The organism is Skermania piniformis (assembly GCF_019285775.1).
GTDB lineage: Bacteria > Actinomycetota > Actinomycetes > Mycobacteriales > Mycobacteriaceae > Skermania > Skermania pinensis.
Genome location: NZ_CP079105.1, coordinates 607,219 through 622,843, shown reverse-complemented (window position 1 = coordinate 622,843; position 15,625 = coordinate 607,219). Strand labels below are relative to the sequence as shown.

The window sequence follows — 15,625 nt, the reverse complement described above, 5'->3', positions numbered from 1 at the left end:
GTGCGATAGCTGGGATCGGACGGTGATCGGCCGTACCGCCGTCGTAACCGGGGCGAGTTCCGGTATCGGCGAAGCCACCGCCCGCACCCTCGCCGACCAGGGTTTCCACGTCGTGGTCGGCGCCCGGCGAATCGACCGGCTGACCCGGCTGGCGGATGAGATCGGCGGCACCGCACTGGCTCTGGATGTGACCGACGACGATTCGGTCGCCGAGTTCTGCGCGGCGATCCCCGAAGTGCACGTGCTGGTCAACAATGCCGGCGGCGCAAAGGGCCTCACCCCGGTCGCCGAAGCCGATCTGGCCGAATGGCGTTGGATGTGGGAGACGAACGTGCTCGGCACCCTCCGAATGACCAAGGCGCTGTTGCCCAAGCTGATCGCATCCGGCGACGGCCTGATCGTGACGGTCACCTCGATCGCCGCACTGGCCCCCTACGACAACGGCGCCGGCTACACCTCGGCCAAACATGCTCAGGCGGTGCTGCACCGGACGTTACGTGGCGAATTGCTCGGCCGGCCGGTGCGTCTGACCGAGATCGCGCCGGGCGCGGTCGAGACCGAGTTCTCCATGGTCCGGTTCGACGGCGACCGCGAACGCGCGGCACAGGTCTACGCCGGGATCGAACCACTGGTGGCCGCGGACATCGCCGAACTGGTCGGCTTCGTCGCATCCCGCCCGGCGCACGTGAACATCGACCGGATCGTGGTGCAGCCGCGCGATCAGGCGAGCGCCGGTCGATTTCACCGCCGAAACTGAAAATTTTTGGGCATCGCCGCAAACCAGCTTTCGATCATTACCTATGATTCGTTGCGCTGGGTCGGGGTAGGAAGGATTCTCCGTGCCCACCGCGATCTTCGTAGATCTCGAGAACATCGTCCTACCAGCTTGGATGACGGCCACCGACACCAAGGCGAAGGTGCGGCGGGAAGACATTCGAGCCAAGGCCGTCACCCGTGAACTGGTCAGCGGGATCCTGGATCAGGCAGACGACTCGATCATGATCCGCAACACCTACGGCAGCGCCAAGAGCTTCCGCGGCCAGCAGCGGCTCACCGACGCCGGCTTCAAACACGTTCACGTCTCCGGCGCCGGCACGCACAAGAACGCGTCCGACATCCACATGACCACCGACATCATGCAGGCGCTCTATACCAAGGACTTCATCGACCGATTCGTGATCGTCTCCGGTGACTCCGATTTCGCGCCGGTGATGCATGTGCTGGCCGAGAACAACAAGTGCGTGGTCGCGATCGGCAACCGCAAGACGCCGCGCTCGGTGAAGGCGATCGCGCGCAACTATCTCGACATCGCCGAGTTCGCCGCGGAGCCGACCGCACCGGCGAGCGGCCCGGCGCTCCCGGCGGAGCCGCTGCCCTCGGCATCGCCGGACGACCTGATGGTCCGGGCCTGGTTCCTGGCCGTTCCGCCGACCGGCACCCAAGGGGAACCCCAGCAAACCGTCCGCAAGCCAGCCTACCTCTGGCGGCTGCTGTCCCAGCTGGCGCAGGCACACGGAATGACCCTGGACGACGACATGGCCGAGTTCTATCGCAACCACGCCGGCGATTTCCGGTGGACCGAGGAAGAGATCGTCCCGACCGATCCGGATGCGTTGGATCAGCGGGAGGACGCGCCGTACCTGACGCACGACGCGCAGAGTGAGATCGCCGAACTGATCCGGGCCAATCTCGACGAGAGCCGGGGACGGGCGACGATCGAGGACCTTCGCGACGACCTGATCCGGGTGATCGGGCCGCGGCTCACCGGCTGCTACGGCCTGTACAAGCCATGGAATCTCGCGGCCTATCTCAATCTGTACGCCCGCACGATCCGGCTCGGCCGCACGTCGTCGGGCAACTATTACGCCACGCTGCAGCCGTTGGCGGAGGTCTCCGGCGCGGTCGGCTGAGCGCGCGGGTGACCCGGCATTGACGCCGGTCCACCGGCCGACCTACCGTGATGGGGTAGCAGAAGTAAAGATGACTTCATCTTTACTTCGAGGGTCGGCAACCGTCGATCACCGCCGGGGGTAAGCCGGAAGGACAGCATGGAATCCTTCGTTCACCTGCACCGAGGCACGCTGCCCCGGCGACTGCATGCCGATCTGGACGGCATGAAGGACGACGAGCTGGGTCGCGGCGGCTTCACCGGCCGCACGGCGAATCTGCTCCGCCGCCACGATCCCACCGCGTTCCGGGCGACCGGACCGTTGTGTCCGGTCGATGTACTGGCCACCGAGCTGCATCCGAGCGACGCCAGCAGCGCCGAGGGCGCTCCCCTGCTGCTGTTCGGCAACCCCGACTGCCGGGTATGGCTCTCCCGCCGGAGCGAGCCGATGCCGTTCCACGCCCGCTACGTCGACGGGGACGTGCTGACCTTCGTGCACAAGGGCGAAGGCGAGTTGGCGACCGAGTTCGGTCCGCTGCCGTACCGGGCGGGCGACTGGCTCTACCTACCGAAGGCCTGCACCTTCCGGCAACTCCCGAGCACCCCGTCCACCTGGTTGATGATCGAGGCGACCGAAGAGTTTCGGGTGCCCCCGGCCGGCCCGCTCGGCCGGCACTTCCCGTTCGACCCCGGCTGCCTGGTGATTCCGGAGCCGATGGCGTACCCGGACGACGAGCGCGACCGGTACGAGGTGCGGCTCTATCACGAGGGCGGCCCGACGTCGCTGTTCTATCCGCATCACCCGCTGGACGTCGAGGGTTGGCGCGGGGACAACTTCCCGTTCGCGTTCAACATCGCCGACTACCACGTGGTCACCTCCGACAGCGTCCACCTACCGGCCACGGTGCACCTGTTCATGGAGGCGACCGGCGTGGTGGTGATGAACTTCCTGCCGCGGCCGGCCGAAGGCACACCCGGCACCGAACGCACCCCCTGGTATCACCGCAACGTCGACTACGACGAGATCGCCTTCTTCCACGGCGGCTCGCTGTACGGCATCCCGATGCCGCCCGGTCTGATCTCACACGCGCCGCAAGGGGTGCACCACGGTGCGCCGGAGAAGGCGCGCGAGCGTGCGCGGCGCACCTTCGATACCTACGACCGGGTGGACTGGACGGTGATCGCGATCGATACCCGGCGCCGGCTGGTGCCATCCGCCGAGGTACTCGCCGCAGACCTGGGACAGCATCGGTGAGCCCCGGAGCACCGGCGGGTCCGACCACGCCGGACCGCTACGACTACGAGCGGATTCCGTACCTCGTCACGTACCGGAACAGTTCCGGCGTGCGCGATGTCTACGGCGGCATCGCCGAACTGGTCGTGCTGGAAAGTCACCTGCTCCGCCCGACCGACCACCCGTCCGACACCGTGCTGATCTTCATGCACCCGATCGGCGGTGGCGCCTACCTACCGATGATCAACGCGCTGGCCCGCGCCGGCCAGCACGTCGTCTATTGCAACAGCCGATTCCGGGGCACCGACTCCGCCTTGCTGATGGAGAAGGTCGTCGAAGACCTCGGCGAGTGCATCAAAGATGCGCGTGATCGGCTCGGGTACCGCAAGGTGGTGCTCGCCGGCTGGAGCGGCGGCGGCTCGCTGTCGGTGTTCTATCAGCAACAGGCCCAGCGCCCCACGGTCACCGCCGGCCCATCCGGCGACGGTCCGGATCTGACGCAGCTCGGATTGATCCCCGCGGACGGCCTGTTGCTGCTCGCGGCGCACATCAGCCGACACGGCACGCTCACCGAATGGCTGGACGCGTCGATCCTGGACGAGTCCGATCCGACCCGACGCGATCCGGAGCTGGACCTGTACAACCCTGACAATCCGAATCAGCCGCCGTACTCGCCGGCGTTCCTGGACCGGTACCGACAGGCGCAGATCGACCGCAACCGTCGGATCACCACCTGGGTCAAGGCAAAATTGGCCGAACTACGCGCCGCGGGCCGGCCGGGCGACGAGTTCGGCTTCGTGGTGCACGGCACCATGGCCGACCCACGCTGGCTGGACCCGACCGTCGACCCGAACGAACGGGCACCCGGAACCTGCTATCTGGGCGATCCGCAGCAGGTGAACATGAGCGCGACCGGTCTGGCCCGGTTCTGCACGCTGCGCAGCTGGCTGTCGCAATGGAGCTACGACGACGCCAACGCCGATGCACTGCGCGCCGGACCGGAGATCGCGATCCCCACCCTGGTGATCGGCAACCTGGCCGACGACGCCTGCACCCCCAGCCACACTCGTCGGCTGTTCGACGCGATCGGCTGTCCGGACAAGGAGATGCACGAGATCCCCGGTGCGAATCACTATTATTCCGGTGCGGCACAACGTGATCCGCTGCGCCGAGCGGTGGACATCTGCACCGACTGGTTGCGCCGGCACCAGCTCGCCGCGGAGTCGGCATGACCGCTACGGCACCGGAGCCGGCACTACCCGGACAGGTCACCATCCGCGAGGTGTGCCTGCGCGACGGTCTGCAGATCGAGGCACCGATCCCGTTGTCGGCCAAACTGGAATTGCTCGACGCCGTGGTCGCCACCGGAGTCCGCGAGATCGAGGCCACCGCGTTCGTCTCCCCGACGAAGGTGCCGGCCCTGGCCGACGCCGCCCAGCTCGCGGCCGAACTGGGCCGCTACCCGGGCATCACCTTCTCTGCGCTGGTCGCCGGACCGGGCGGGGCCCGGCGCGCGGTCACCGCCGGCCTGGGCTCGATCGAGTACGTGGTGTCCGCCGCCGACAGCCACAGTCACGCGAATGTCGGCCGCTCGACCGATGATTCGGCGGCCCTGATCGAGGAGATCGTCGGGATCGCGCACGCCGCCGACGTGACCGTCGAGGTGATCGTGGCGACCGCGTGGGACTGCCCGTTCGACGGGCCCACCGCACCGGACCGGGTGACGGCCGTCGTCGCGGCCGCCGTCGCGGCCGGCGCCGACCGGATCGCGCTTGCCGACACCATCGGCACCGCGACCCCACGGCGGGTCACCCGGCTGATCGAACGGGTACGTCCGCTGATCGACGAGCTGCCGCTCGGGGCGCACTTCCACAACACTCGCGGCGCCGGGCTGGCCTGTGCGTACGCGGCGGTCGGCGCCGGAATCACCCGATTGGATGCGGCGGTCGGCGGGCTCGGCGGCTGCCCGTTCGCGCCGGGGGCAAGCGGCAACATCGCGACCGAGGATCTGGTGTATCTGCTCCGCGACAGCGACATCGCGACCGACGTCGACCTGGCCGCCGCCATCCGGGCCGGGCGAGTGGCGCAGCAGCTGATCGGCCGCGAGCTGCCCGGGGCGCTGCTCCGCGCCGGCGACCGGATCCTCGGCTGAGGCGCCGTGCCAGCGCCGGAAAGCCGCACCGCGAAGGGCCGGCAAACCCGCGAAGCGATCGACCGGGCCGCCCGCACGCTGTTCGCCGAACGCGGGTTCCACGACACCACCTTGGCCGACATCACCGCTGCCGCGGACCGGTCCCCGGCGCTGTTCTACCGGTACTACGCCGACAAGGAGGAGTTGCTGCTGGCGCTGGCGGAGGAGTTCCTGAACGACGAGCTGCTCCCGGCCGGCAATGCCGTCCGGCTGCCGGACTCGCCGGCCGACCGCCGTTTCTTCGACGCCGTGGTGACCGGGTACTGGCGAATGTGCAAACAGCACATCGGAGTGCTGGTCGCCGTGGCCCAGCTGGCGCCCACCCGCCCCCGGTTCGCGCAGCTACAGAACCGGTTCCGCGGGGTCGGGATGGACCTGGCAGCCGCCACGGTCCGGCACGCGCAGAGCCACGGCCACGCCCGCGAACTCGACCCCGACCAGGTCGGGGCGGCGATCGCGCTGCTGTTCGAGAACGCGACCGCGGTGTTCCTGCGGCCGGGCGGGCTGCCGCTGACGATCAGCGACACCGATGCGATCGCGACGCTGGCCACCATCTGGCGACGGACCGTGTACGGCTGCTGATCACCAGTTGGCGGCGTCGGTCAGACAGAACGGGTGACCCGCCGGATCCAGCAGCACCCGCCAGGTTTCGCCGGGCTGCGGGTCGACCACGGTGGCGCCGAGTTCGACCGCCCGCGCCTGCGCCGCGGCGATGTCGACGCAGGCGAGATCGAAATGAAACTGCTTGCTGCCGTGCTCGTTCGGCCAACCGGGTGCGACGTAGTGCTCGACCTCACCGATCCCGATCGCCGCACCGGGGGTGGCCAGCATCGCATACCCGTCGCCCTGGGCCGTGATCTCGACCCCGAGCAACGCCGACCAGAACTCCGCCAACGGCGCCGCCGCCGCACAGTCCAGGGTCACCATCTGCAGCCGGGGGAAAGTGTCATCGTTCGCCATGTCGGCCACTCTTCCTACGATCGAGTCGTGCCGGATAGGAGAAACCCGACAACGACCACCGCGGGTGTGCTGCGGCCCGAGCTACTCGCCGAACATGCCGATCTGGCCCGGTTCGAGTGCGTCGACGCGATTGCCGACTGGGTGGAGAACTACTGGCGACTGCGCTGGGATCTACCGGACGGGGTGGTGTACCGCAGCTCGACGCTGCCGCACCCGTCCTGCACGCTCAGTGTGGAGCGCGGCGTCACCCGGTCCGAGGTCGGCGCCGACCCGGTCGTGCTGACCGGGGTGGTGCGACACCGGTTCGAGGTGCCGGCGCGCGGACGCAGCTGGGTGTTCGCGGTGAAGTTCCGGCCGGGCGGGCTCGCCGCTTTCGCCGGGCTCGACGCCGCCCGGTTGACCGATCGCGTCGTCCCCGCTCGCGGGCTGCTGCCGGCAAGCGTAGTCACGGCGTGCGCGAACCTCGACGAGACCGTCGCCGACGAATGCTGCGTCACCCGGCTCGACGCCGCGCTCACCGCGGCCCGGCCGCCGACCTCCGGCGGCGATACCGATTACCGCCAGTTGCTCGGCGTGATCGACGACATGCTCGCCGACCGCACCCTGCTCCGGGTCGGCCAGATCGAGCAGCGACACGACATCGCGGCCCGGCGGCTGCAACGGATGTTCGCCCGATACGTCGGGGTCGGGCCCAAGTGGGTGCTCGCCCGCTATCGGATGCACGACGCGGTCCGTGAGCTCGACGGCGGCTACACCGGGACGATCGCCGACCTGGCGACCCGCTACGGCTGGTACGACCAGGCCCATTTCGCCCGTGCCTTCACCGACCTGGTCGGCGCGGCCCCGGGCGACTATCGCGACCGACATGCCCGGCACCCCGGCTGAACGCGAGCGACACCCGCCGGGCGGGCAATCAGGCCTCGTCGTCGCGACCCTCGAGCCGCTGCTGGTACGCGGCCCGCTTCTCCTTGTCCAAGTCTTCGGTGACCTTGTTCCCCCCGGACAGCCGGAACAGCATGTCCACCAGGGCGGTCGGCGCCGCCGTCGATCCCCGGGAGACCACGCCGACCGCCTTCGGGACGAACACCGTCCGCGAGACGCCCTTGGCGATCTCCTGCACCACGGCGTCGGCGACATCTTCGGGATTCACCACCAGGAACCGCTCCAACGGGCCGGGTGCCGACATGCCGGCGATCAGCTCGGTACGCACGAAACCCGGGCAGATCGCCGAGATCCGCACACCGGTGTCCCGCCATTCCTGCCGCAGCGCCTCGCTGAAACCGACCACCGCATGCTTGGTCGCACAGTAGGTGGCCGCGTTCGGCGAGGCGAGGGTGCCCAGCACCGATGCGATGTTGACGATGTGGCCGGTACCACTGTCGGTGAACCGGCGGCCGGCGAGCCGTGTGCCGGTGAGCACGCCCATCAGGTCGATCTCCACGGTGCGCCGGGTCAGGTCCGGACTCTCGTCCAGAAACGGGCCGATCGGCATGATGCCCGCATTGTTGACCAGCACGTCGAGCCCGCCGAGATTCGCCGCGGCCTTGTCCAGGAAGGACGCGAAGCTCGCCGGGTCGGTCACATCGAGCCGATGCCCGGTGGTACCGGAACCCAGTTCGGCGGCGGTCTGTTCGACCACCGTCACCTGGATGTCGCCGAGCGCCACCGTGGCGCCGGACCGGATCAGGGCCTCGGCGATCGCCCGGCCGATTCCTTGCGCGCCACCGGTGATCGCCACACGCCGTCCAGTCAGGGTTGTCATACCGCTGAGCGTGGCACACCGGATACGACCACGTGGCCGATATCGACAGACCCCGTTGTCACTTCGACGCCTCGACCGTCACTCCGACCAACACCGGCTCCGGCTCCAACGTCACCCCGAACGCGGCCGCCACTCCGGCTCGCACGGTGCGGGCCAGCTCGACCAGGTCGGCGGCGCTCGCCGTGCCCCGATTGGTCAGCGCCAACGTATGTTTGGTGGACAGCCGGGCCGGCGCCGCGGGGCCGGGGAAACCCTTGCCGAACCCGGCCTGCTCGATCAGCCAGCCGGCGGACAACTTGGTCCCGGCGGCGGCCGGGTACTGCGGGATCGCGATGTCGCCGACCCGCGCGCGGATCGTCGCGAGCACCTCGGCCGCCGCTGCTGCCGGCACCACCGGATTGGTGAAGAACGAACCGACGCTCCAGGTGTCGTGGTCGTCCGGGTCCAGCAGCATGGCCTTACCCCGCCGGAGCGTCAGCACGGCATCGCGCACCATGCCCGCCGGGCGGCGCGCCCCGTCGGCGGCGTCGAGTCGGCGGGCCAGCTCGCCGTAGCGCAGCGGCGCACTGCTGCCGTCCGGGCGCAGCGCGAACTCGACCGCGAGAACCACCGCGTCGTCGCGACGCTTGAGCACGCTGGTCCGGTAGCCGAACCCGAGTTCGTCCGGCGTCACCCAGCGCACCACCCCGGCCCGCCGATCCAGCAACCGCACCCGGCGCAGCAGGGACGCGACCTCCACCCCGTACGCGCCGACGTTCTGCACCGGGGTCGCACCGGCCGAGCCGGGAATACCGGACAGGCACTCGAGTCCCCCGGCCCCGGCCGCGACCGTCGCGGCGACCACCTCGTCCCACACCGCACCGGCGCCGGCAACCACCCGATCGTCGGACAATTCCAGCTCGGCGTTCGCAATTCGCACGGCGACCCCGGGAAAGCCCCGATCGCCGATCAGCAGGTTCGACCCGCCCGCCACCAGCAGGGTGGGTATCCCCGCGGCGTCCACCACCCGCAGCGTCTCGACCAGCACCTCCGCCGAATCGCACTCGGCCAGCAGCGGCACCGGTCCGCCGACCCGCAGCGTGGTCAGCTCGGCCAACGCCACATCGGCGCGCACCCGGGCGCCCGCCGACCGCAACGTATCCGCCAGTCGCCGTCCCGAATCTCGATGGTCCACAGTCCGGAACGGTAACCTGCCGTCCATGGGCACCAGTTTTGCGCACAACACCACCTTCGATGCGCCGGTGACTCGGCTCTACGCAGCCATGACCAGCGAGCAGTACTGGCACGACCGGATGGCCGAGGTGGGCGGGCCCGGCGCCCGGATCGTCAGCTTCGCCGGATCGCCGCCGCGGATCGAGGTGGTGCAGGTGGTGGACCAGAAGTATCTGCCGGATTTCGTCACTCGGATCCGGTCCGGCAATCTGGAGATCCACCGCACCGAGACCTGGAGCACACTGGGGAACAACAGCGCGACCGACACCTTCACCGCGACCGTGCCCGGTACCCCCGCGAAGATCGACGGTTCCTGCACGCTGCGCGCCGACGGCAATCGAACGGCGATCGAGCTGCACGGCCGAGCGTCGGTGTCGATCCCGCTGCTCGGCGGCCGGATCGAGGCAATGATCGCGCAGCAGCTGACCAAGCTGGCGGCCGCCGAAGACGAGTTCACCCGGGGCTGGTTGACCACGCACCACTGAGGCCCGGATCGGTCCGGGGAACCGGACGGTAGCCTGACCTGCTATGGCCCGTCGACTGGACTACTCCGCCCGTTACCCGCTGCGTACCGTCGGCGAGGTGTACCGGACGCTCGGCGACCGGAACTACTGGGCCGCACGGATCGAGGAGATGCGCAAGTACTCGCCGAACCAGCTGGTGGAGTTCCGCGCGGACGAGTCCGGGATCGAGCTGGTCATCGAGCACGTACTGCCCCGGACCGAGCTACCGCCGATCGCCCAGGCGATCATCCGCAAGGACATGGTGATCACCCGTCGAGAGACGTACGGCCCGCTGGGCCCCGAGGTGGTCGGCAAGTACGAGGCGTCGATTCCGGCCGGCCCGGGCAGCCTCACCGGCACCATGCACCTGTTCCCCACCGACATCGGCTGCACCCTGCGCACCTCTTCGGAGGCCAAGGTCTATCTGCCCGGCGGGCTGCGGTTCGAGCGGATGATGCTGGTCAACCTGGTCGATCTGTTCCGCGCCGAGGCCGAGTTCACCGCATCGTGGCTGGACACCCACCACCCCGTGCCCCGGTAGGGGTCGTCACCCGCGGGACGACCGGACACAACCGGTTGCGCCGCAGCGACCGTCAGCTGGTCGGTGCCGGCCCGGTTCGCGCCCGGCTGCTCGCCGCGACCGACCCGTTGGTCGTCGATCTCGGGTACGGCGCAACCCCGGTGACCACGTACGAGCTGGCGACCCGGCTGCGCCGAGTCCGACCCGATGTCCGGGTGGTCGGAGCCGAAATCGACCCGGCCCGGGTGGTCCCCGGTTCCGCCGGGGTGAGCTTTGTGCGCGGCGGTTTCGAGCTGGCCGGGCTGCGTCCGGTGCTGGTCCGGGCATTCAACGTGCTGCGTCAATACCGGGAAGGCGCGGTCGGTCCGGCCTGGGCGACGATGTCGCACCAGCTGGCCCCCGGTGGCCTGATCGTCGACGGCACCTGCGACGAGCTGGGCCGGCGGTGCGCCTGGCTGGTGCTGGACGCGACCGGACCGATCTCGCTGACCCTGGCCTGGGACCCGTTCACCGTCGACCGGCCGTCCGACGTCGCCGAGCGGCTGCCCAAGGCGCTGATCCATCGCAATGTCCCCGGCGAACCGATCCATGCCCTGCTGGTCGCCGCCGACCGCGCCTGGGCCGCCGCGGCCCCGCTCGCACCGTTCGGGCCACGAGTGCGCTGGCGGCGGGCGCTGGAGCTGTTGGCCGCCGCCGGCGTCCCGGTCCGGCAGTACCGCCGGCGGATGCGCGACTGCGTGCTGAGCGTCCCCGCCGAGAGTGCCGGATTCCACCCGCTGCACGAGCAGAATCCGGCACTCACCCGCCATGGCCGGCGATGATTCGGCCCATCGTGGCGCGCGCCGGATTTCCCGGGTCCCAGTAGTCGCTGTGTGCGGTCGACACACCGCCCACAGACCCGAACACGGTCGCGCCGAAGTCCGGGTCGGTCACGCTCGGCCCGTGCGACAGCGCGCCCACGATCGGAACCGGGTCGGCGGCCGCGGCGGTGGCGAACACGTGCGCGGGGTTGTCGGCCGGGTCGATCCCGTCCAGGCGCAGATCGGTAACCCGCTCCAACTCCAGGCCCGGGCTCCCCACCAGCACCAGCGCATCCGCCGCCAGCGAACTACCGCCACTCGCCGCGGTGCCGACGACGAACGAGCCGTAGCTGTGCCCGACGACCGTGTTGTACGACCGGGGACCCACGTGGGCGGCCCGCAACCCGTCCTGGAACTGGTCCAGCCGGGGTGCACCGGCATCGGCAGCACCGTCCTTGGCCGCCGCGATCAGGCCGCGCGGCGCCTGGTAGTCGTACCAGGCGATCGCCGAGGTCGTTCCCCGACCGGCACCGGCCGCGTCGGCGGCGTCCAGCAACGCACGCGCCCGGTCCAGGCCGCCGCCGATCCCGTCGACGGTGCTGTCCATCCCCGGAACGAAGGTCGCGATGCGGGTAGCGGTGTCCGGATTACCCAGCGCGATCGCGGCCCGGCCCTGGTCGTCGACGTTGAGTAGATACCGCGGCGGATCGTTCGAGGCGAGCTGCTCGGCGATGGCGGCATAGCCACGCAGCGCTGCGGCAGCGTCGGGGCCGGCTCGCCGCTCGAACTCGGCCTGCCACCGTGCGAACTCCCGGAGTCGGTCCTCGGCCGCCTCGTCGGGCAACCCGCTCGTCGGCGGACCGGGGACGTTGTCCCCCCGGGCCCAGTCCAGGTGCCCGCCCGCCGCGTCGGCCAGATCCCGTTCGGCGGCGGTCCGCAACAGCTCCAGATAGGCGCGGTTGTACCGGTCCTTGTCCACCGCCGGCAAACCGGCCCGGTTACCCAGCGCCGGATCCGCCGCGGCCAGCACGTCCCGTTCGGCCGGCGGGAGCGTGGCCCAGGACGCCGCCAGCGCAGCCGGCTCGGCCGGGAGAGCCGGCGACTCGAGCCCGCTCGGCGGGGCCTGTGCCCGCAGCCCGGCCAACACTGCGGTGGCGGCCGACACTGCCCCGGCGCCGCGTGCAGATAGCTGATCGAGCCCCTCGCGATCAACCGTTCCGGGCGGCCGCATCGCCGCCGCCAGCTGCTCGGCGGCAGCCCGGATCGCCGCGATCTGTCCGGTCACCGCGGCGACGACGCGCTCCGCGTAGCGCCCTTCGGCCGCGAGCCGAGCCACCGCTGCATCGGCCGCACGTCCGGTCCAGGCGGCGACCGGCCCGGCCGTCGAGTCGGCGCGAAACCGCTCGTTGCACTGCTCGAGCAGCGCCGCTGCCTGGAGCAGCCGCGCCGGCTCCTCGGTGCCGGTCATGGCCGGCCGGCTCCGACCCGGCGCAACGCGGCGGCGAACACGTCGTCGGTGCCGACGTAGCCGACCGCGTTCCGTCGCGCCGTGTCGGCCAACGCTCGATATCGATCGGCCGATTCGCGATAGACGGCGGCGGCCACGGCGGCCGCCTGTCCGGTGGCCGCAGCCGACGCCGAGCCGGACAGCTCGACCGCAGCCGACAGGTCCGGCGGTAGCGGGTCGAGCGCATCGATCCGTTCCGCCTGACCGACCAGCCGATCCGCCAACGCGTGTAGTTCCGCCGGATCCACCGTCATCGACATCGCACGCCCCCGTTTCGTCGTCCGAGCACCTGCCGCTCGATCGGATTCGATCCCGGCCCGGCAAGCAGAGTTCCCGCGCGCGCGAAGTGTCGACGATCCGGTAGACGCGGGCCCGGACCGGGGAGTTGTGTCTTCGGCGCGACGGCACCGCGGCAGGACTTACAGTGCGAGGAGCGGTATCGAAATCGAGTAGCTGTGTCGACGTGTGATACTCCGCGACCGGGGAACGGTCGACCCGATGTTGCCAACCCTGGGAAGGTGTCATGCCCGACAACGACCTTGTCATCGATGTCACCGGACTCGTCAAGACGTTCGGCACGTTCCGCGCGCTCGACGGGCTCGATCTCTATGTGCGGCGCGGGCAGGTCCACGGATTTCTCGGGCCGAACGGCGCGGGCAAGTCCACGGCGATCCGGGTGCTGTTGGGGTTGCTGCATCCCGACGGGGGCCGGATACGTCTGCTCGGCGGGGATCCGTGGCGTGATGTGGTCGAGTTGCACCGGCGGCTGGCGTATGTGCCCGGCGATGTGTCGTTGTGGCCGGGCATGACCGGCGGCGAAGCGATCGATCTGCTCGGCTCGATGCGGGGTGGACTCGACGAAGGACGCCGCCGGGATCTGATCGATCGGTTCGAGCTCGATCCCACCAAACGCGGCCGCCAGTACTCCAAGGGCAATCGGCAGAAGGTCGCGATCGTCGCCGCACTGGCCGCCGATGTCGAGTTGCTGATCCTCGATGAGCCGACCTCGGGGCTGGACCCGTTGATGGAGAACGTGTTCCAGGAAGTCGTCGGTGAGGCAAAGTCCCGTGGGGCATCGGTGTTGTTGTCGAGTCACATCATGGCCGAGGTGCAGACGCTTGCCGATCAACTCAGCATCATCCGGGCCGGTGCGATCGTGGAAACCGGCACGCTGAACGAGCTGCGTGGGCACACTCGCACCTCGATTCGTGCCGACGTGACCACTATCCCGGATACGTCCCGACTTCCGGTGCTCCACGATGCGACCCTGGACGGTAACCGGCTGACCGCCACCGTCGACTCCGATCGCATCGGCGAGGCGATGGCAGCCCTGGTGCCGTGCGGCCTGCAGTCGTTGACCGTGGAACCGCCGTCGCTGGAATCACTGTTCCTCCGGTTGTACGACCGTGACGAGCCGGCGTCCGGTGATCGCCGATGACCGTGACGAGCGCGGTCGCCGGCACGGCACCGCTGCTGCGCGCGTCGTTACGACACGAGGGCACATCGTTTGCACCGTGGGTGGTGATCCCGACCGCGTTGTCGGTGTCGTCGGTGCTCGTCTATCCCTGGCTGTTTCCCGGTCCGCAGGACCGGCAGGCGTTCGCTGCCACCATCGGGGGGAACCCGGCGCTCGGATTGATCTTCGGACCGGCCTACGACCTGTCGAGCACCGACGGGTTCACTGCTTGGCGATCGCTGGCCTTGGGCGGCTTCATCACCGCACTCGCCGCAATCTTGATCGTCGTCAAAGCCAGCCGCGGCCAGGAGGATTCCGGTCAGGCCGAACTGCTGGCCGCGGGTGTCCTCGGCCGCGCGGCACGCCTGCTGACCGCAGTCGGCATGGCGCTGATCGCATCCCTGGCCACGGGTGTCACCGCCGGCGTCCTCACCGGGCTGTTCGGCGGCGGGTGGCAGGCGTCGTTGCTGCTCGGTGCCGGATTCACCGTGACCGGCTGGATGTTCGCTGCGGTGGCCGCCGTAGCCGCCCAGATCGGCTCGGATGCCCGCACTGCCACCTCGATGGCCGTCGGGGTTCTCGGCGTGCTCTTCGTGCTGCGCGGCTTTCTGTCGTCGATCGACGCACCGTCCTGGACCGTCTGGCTCGATCCGCTCGGTTGGATTCAGCAGACGCGGCCGGCTACCGGCGATCATTGGTGGCCGTTGCTGCTGGGCATCGCGTTCGCCGTGATCGTCACCGCCGTCGGCTTCGCGTTGCAGGTGTCGCGTGACTTCGGTCAGGGACTGATCGCGGTGGCACCCGGCCCCGATCGCGGAAAAGTCCGCGGTCCGTTGACATTGGCCGTACGCCTGAACCGGGGATCCGCCATCTCCTGGTCGGTGGCTTTTGTCGGTCTCGGAGCGATCTTCGGCTACTTCACCGGTTCGGTGAACGATCTGTTCGCCGCGAACCCGGCGATGACCGAGATCCTCGCCGCGGGTGCCGCGTCATCGGCCGACGTCGTCGGTGCGTTCCTGACCACGATCCTATCGATGATCGGCATCGTTGCCGCCGTCGCCGGTGTGCAGACCGTCAACCGCGTGCGCGCCGAGGAGATCGATTACCGCACCGAACCGGTGTTGGCCACCGCTGTCACCCGAACCCGCTACCTTGCCGGCAACGTGGCCGTCGCGTTCGCCGAAACCGCCGCGTTCGTCATCGTCGCCGGGATCGTGATCGGAATCTTTGCCTCGTCGGCCGACATCGGCATCGGTTTCGGCGACGCGGTACTCCACGCCATCGTCACGATTCCCGCCGTCTGGACGGTGGTGGCCCTCGCGGTCGCGGTGATCGGCGCTCGGCCCCGAGTGCAGCTTGTCTCGTGGCTCGGCGTGCTGGTGTCGTTCGTGATCACGCTGTTCGGCCCGAGCTTCAAACTGCCCGACTGGGCGATGGCCGTCAGCCCGTTCGACCACGTTCCCGCAGTCGGCGCCGCCGCCCCTGCCTGGTGGGGTTTGCTGTGGATCAGCCTGGCCACCGCTGTCTTCCTCGCCGTCGGATTTATCGGTTTCCGCCGACGTGATATCCCCTGAACGTTCCCTCGCCTGCCG

17 protein-coding genes are annotated in these 15,625 nt (G+C 69.6%); 12 read left to right on the top strand and 5 right to left on the bottom strand.

Annotated elements, in window-relative coordinates:
• The first annotated feature begins 22 nt into the window (after positions 1 to 22).
• The 6 genes from KV203_RS02800 (at position 23) to KV203_RS02775 (ending at position 5,895) form a co-directional block, all read left to right on the top strand.
• Positions 23 to 757, top strand: a complete 735-nt coding sequence (locus KV203_RS02800) for an SDR family NAD(P)-dependent oxidoreductase (protein ID WP_066466800.1) — start codon at positions 23 to 25, stop codon at positions 755 to 757.
• A gap of 82 nt (positions 758 to 839) precedes the next feature.
• Entirely contained in the window at positions 840 to 1,910 is a 1,071-nt protein-coding gene (locus KV203_RS02795) for an NYN domain-containing protein (RefSeq protein ID WP_066466801.1), read from the top strand.
• A gap of 138 nt (positions 1,911 to 2,048) precedes the next feature.
• Positions 2,049 to 3,143, top strand: coding sequence for a homogentisate 1,2-dioxygenase (locus KV203_RS02790; RefSeq protein WP_066466802.1), 1,095 nt, complete (start codon positions 2,049 to 2,051; stop codon positions 3,141 to 3,143).
• The gene (locus KV203_RS02785; protein WP_066466803.1) at positions 3,140 to 4,354 is read left to right on the top strand and encodes an alpha/beta hydrolase family protein; all 1,215 of its coding nucleotides are present in this window, start codon (positions 3,140 to 3,142) and stop codon (positions 4,352 to 4,354) included. The genes KV203_RS02790 and KV203_RS02785 overlap by 4 nt, the downstream gene beginning before the upstream one ends.
• Positions 4,351 to 5,274 (top strand): hydroxymethylglutaryl-CoA lyase, encoded by a 924-nt coding sequence (locus tag KV203_RS02780; protein ID WP_066466804.1) that lies wholly within the window; start codon positions 4,351 to 4,353, stop codon positions 5,272 to 5,274. Before KV203_RS02785 ends, KV203_RS02780 begins: the two co-directional genes overlap by 4 nt.
• A gap of 6 nt (positions 5,275 to 5,280) precedes the next feature.
• Positions 5,281 to 5,895 (top strand): TetR/AcrR family transcriptional regulator, encoded by a 615-nt coding sequence (locus KV203_RS02775; RefSeq protein WP_066466805.1) that lies wholly within the window; start codon positions 5,281 to 5,283, stop codon positions 5,893 to 5,895.
• Here the strand turns inward: KV203_RS02775 and KV203_RS02770 are convergent, their stop codons facing one another.
• Positions 5,896 to 6,273 carry a VOC family protein gene (locus KV203_RS02770; protein WP_066467109.1) on the bottom strand — a complete coding sequence of 126 codons (378 nt, stop codon included), beginning with the start codon at positions 6,271 to 6,273 and terminating at the stop codon, positions 5,896 to 5,898.
• Positions 6,274 to 6,300: 27 nt separating this feature from the next.
• Between KV203_RS02770 and KV203_RS02765 the strand changes: the two genes are divergently transcribed.
• On the top strand, positions 6,301 to 7,158 hold the full coding sequence (locus KV203_RS02765) for a helix-turn-helix domain-containing protein (protein ID WP_246600517.1): 858 nt from the start codon (positions 6,301 to 6,303) through the stop codon (positions 7,156 to 7,158).
• Positions 7,159 to 7,186: 28 nt separating this feature from the next.
• Here the strand turns inward: KV203_RS02765 and KV203_RS02760 are convergent, their stop codons facing one another.
• Positions 7,187 to 8,035, bottom strand: coding sequence for an SDR family oxidoreductase (locus KV203_RS02760; RefSeq protein WP_083529733.1), 849 nt, complete (start codon positions 8,033 to 8,035; stop codon positions 7,187 to 7,189).
• A gap of 58 nt (positions 8,036 to 8,093) precedes the next feature.
• Positions 8,094 to 9,236 (bottom strand): UDP-N-acetylmuramate dehydrogenase, encoded by a 1,143-nt coding sequence (locus tag KV203_RS02755; protein ID WP_083529734.1) that lies wholly within the window; start codon positions 9,234 to 9,236, stop codon positions 8,094 to 8,096.
• Between KV203_RS02755 and KV203_RS02750 the strand changes: the two genes are divergently transcribed.
• Genes KV203_RS02750 through KV203_RS02740 form a run of 3 tightly spaced genes read left to right on the top strand, consistent with a single transcriptional unit; the run spans position 9,235 to position 11,091 of the window.
• The gene (locus KV203_RS02750) at positions 9,235 to 9,732 is read left to right on the top strand and encodes a DUF2505 domain-containing protein (RefSeq protein ID WP_066466807.1); all 498 of its coding nucleotides are present in this window, start codon (positions 9,235 to 9,237) and stop codon (positions 9,730 to 9,732) included. The two genes, KV203_RS02755 and KV203_RS02750, sit on opposite strands and share 2 nt — an antisense overlap.
• Before the next feature lie 43 nt (positions 9,733 to 9,775).
• Positions 9,776 to 10,291, top strand: a complete 516-nt coding sequence (locus tag KV203_RS02745; protein WP_066466808.1) for a DUF2505 domain-containing protein — start codon at positions 9,776 to 9,778, stop codon at positions 10,289 to 10,291.
• Entirely contained in the window at positions 10,258 to 11,091 is an 834-nt protein-coding gene (locus KV203_RS02740; RefSeq protein WP_066466809.1) for a methylase, read from the top strand. The genes KV203_RS02745 and KV203_RS02740 overlap by 34 nt, the downstream gene beginning before the upstream one ends.
• Here the strand turns inward: KV203_RS02740 and KV203_RS02735 are convergent.
• Entirely contained in the window at positions 11,069 to 12,538 is a 1,470-nt protein-coding gene (locus KV203_RS02735) for an alpha/beta hydrolase (protein ID WP_066466810.1), read from the bottom strand. The genes KV203_RS02740 and KV203_RS02735 overlap by 23 nt on opposite strands.
• A complete protein-coding gene (locus KV203_RS02730) occupies positions 12,535 to 12,837 on the bottom strand; it encodes a hypothetical protein (protein WP_066466811.1) in 303 nt (100 codons plus the stop codon). Before KV203_RS02730 ends, KV203_RS02735 begins: the two co-directional genes overlap by 4 nt.
• A 263-nt stretch (positions 12,838 to 13,100) precedes the next feature.
• Here KV203_RS02730 and KV203_RS02725 point away from each other — a divergent pair, with 263 nt between their 5' ends.
• Positions 13,101 to 14,015: an ABC transporter ATP-binding protein gene (locus KV203_RS02725; protein WP_066466812.1), complete on the top strand. Its 915-nt coding sequence runs from the start codon at positions 13,101 to 13,103 to the stop codon at positions 14,013 to 14,015.
• Positions 14,012 to 15,607, top strand: coding sequence for an ABC transporter permease (locus KV203_RS02720; RefSeq protein ID WP_174522004.1), 1,596 nt, complete (start codon positions 14,012 to 14,014; stop codon positions 15,605 to 15,607). The genes KV203_RS02725 and KV203_RS02720 overlap by 4 nt, the downstream gene beginning before the upstream one ends.
• Positions 15,608 to 15,625 lie beyond the last annotated feature (18 nt).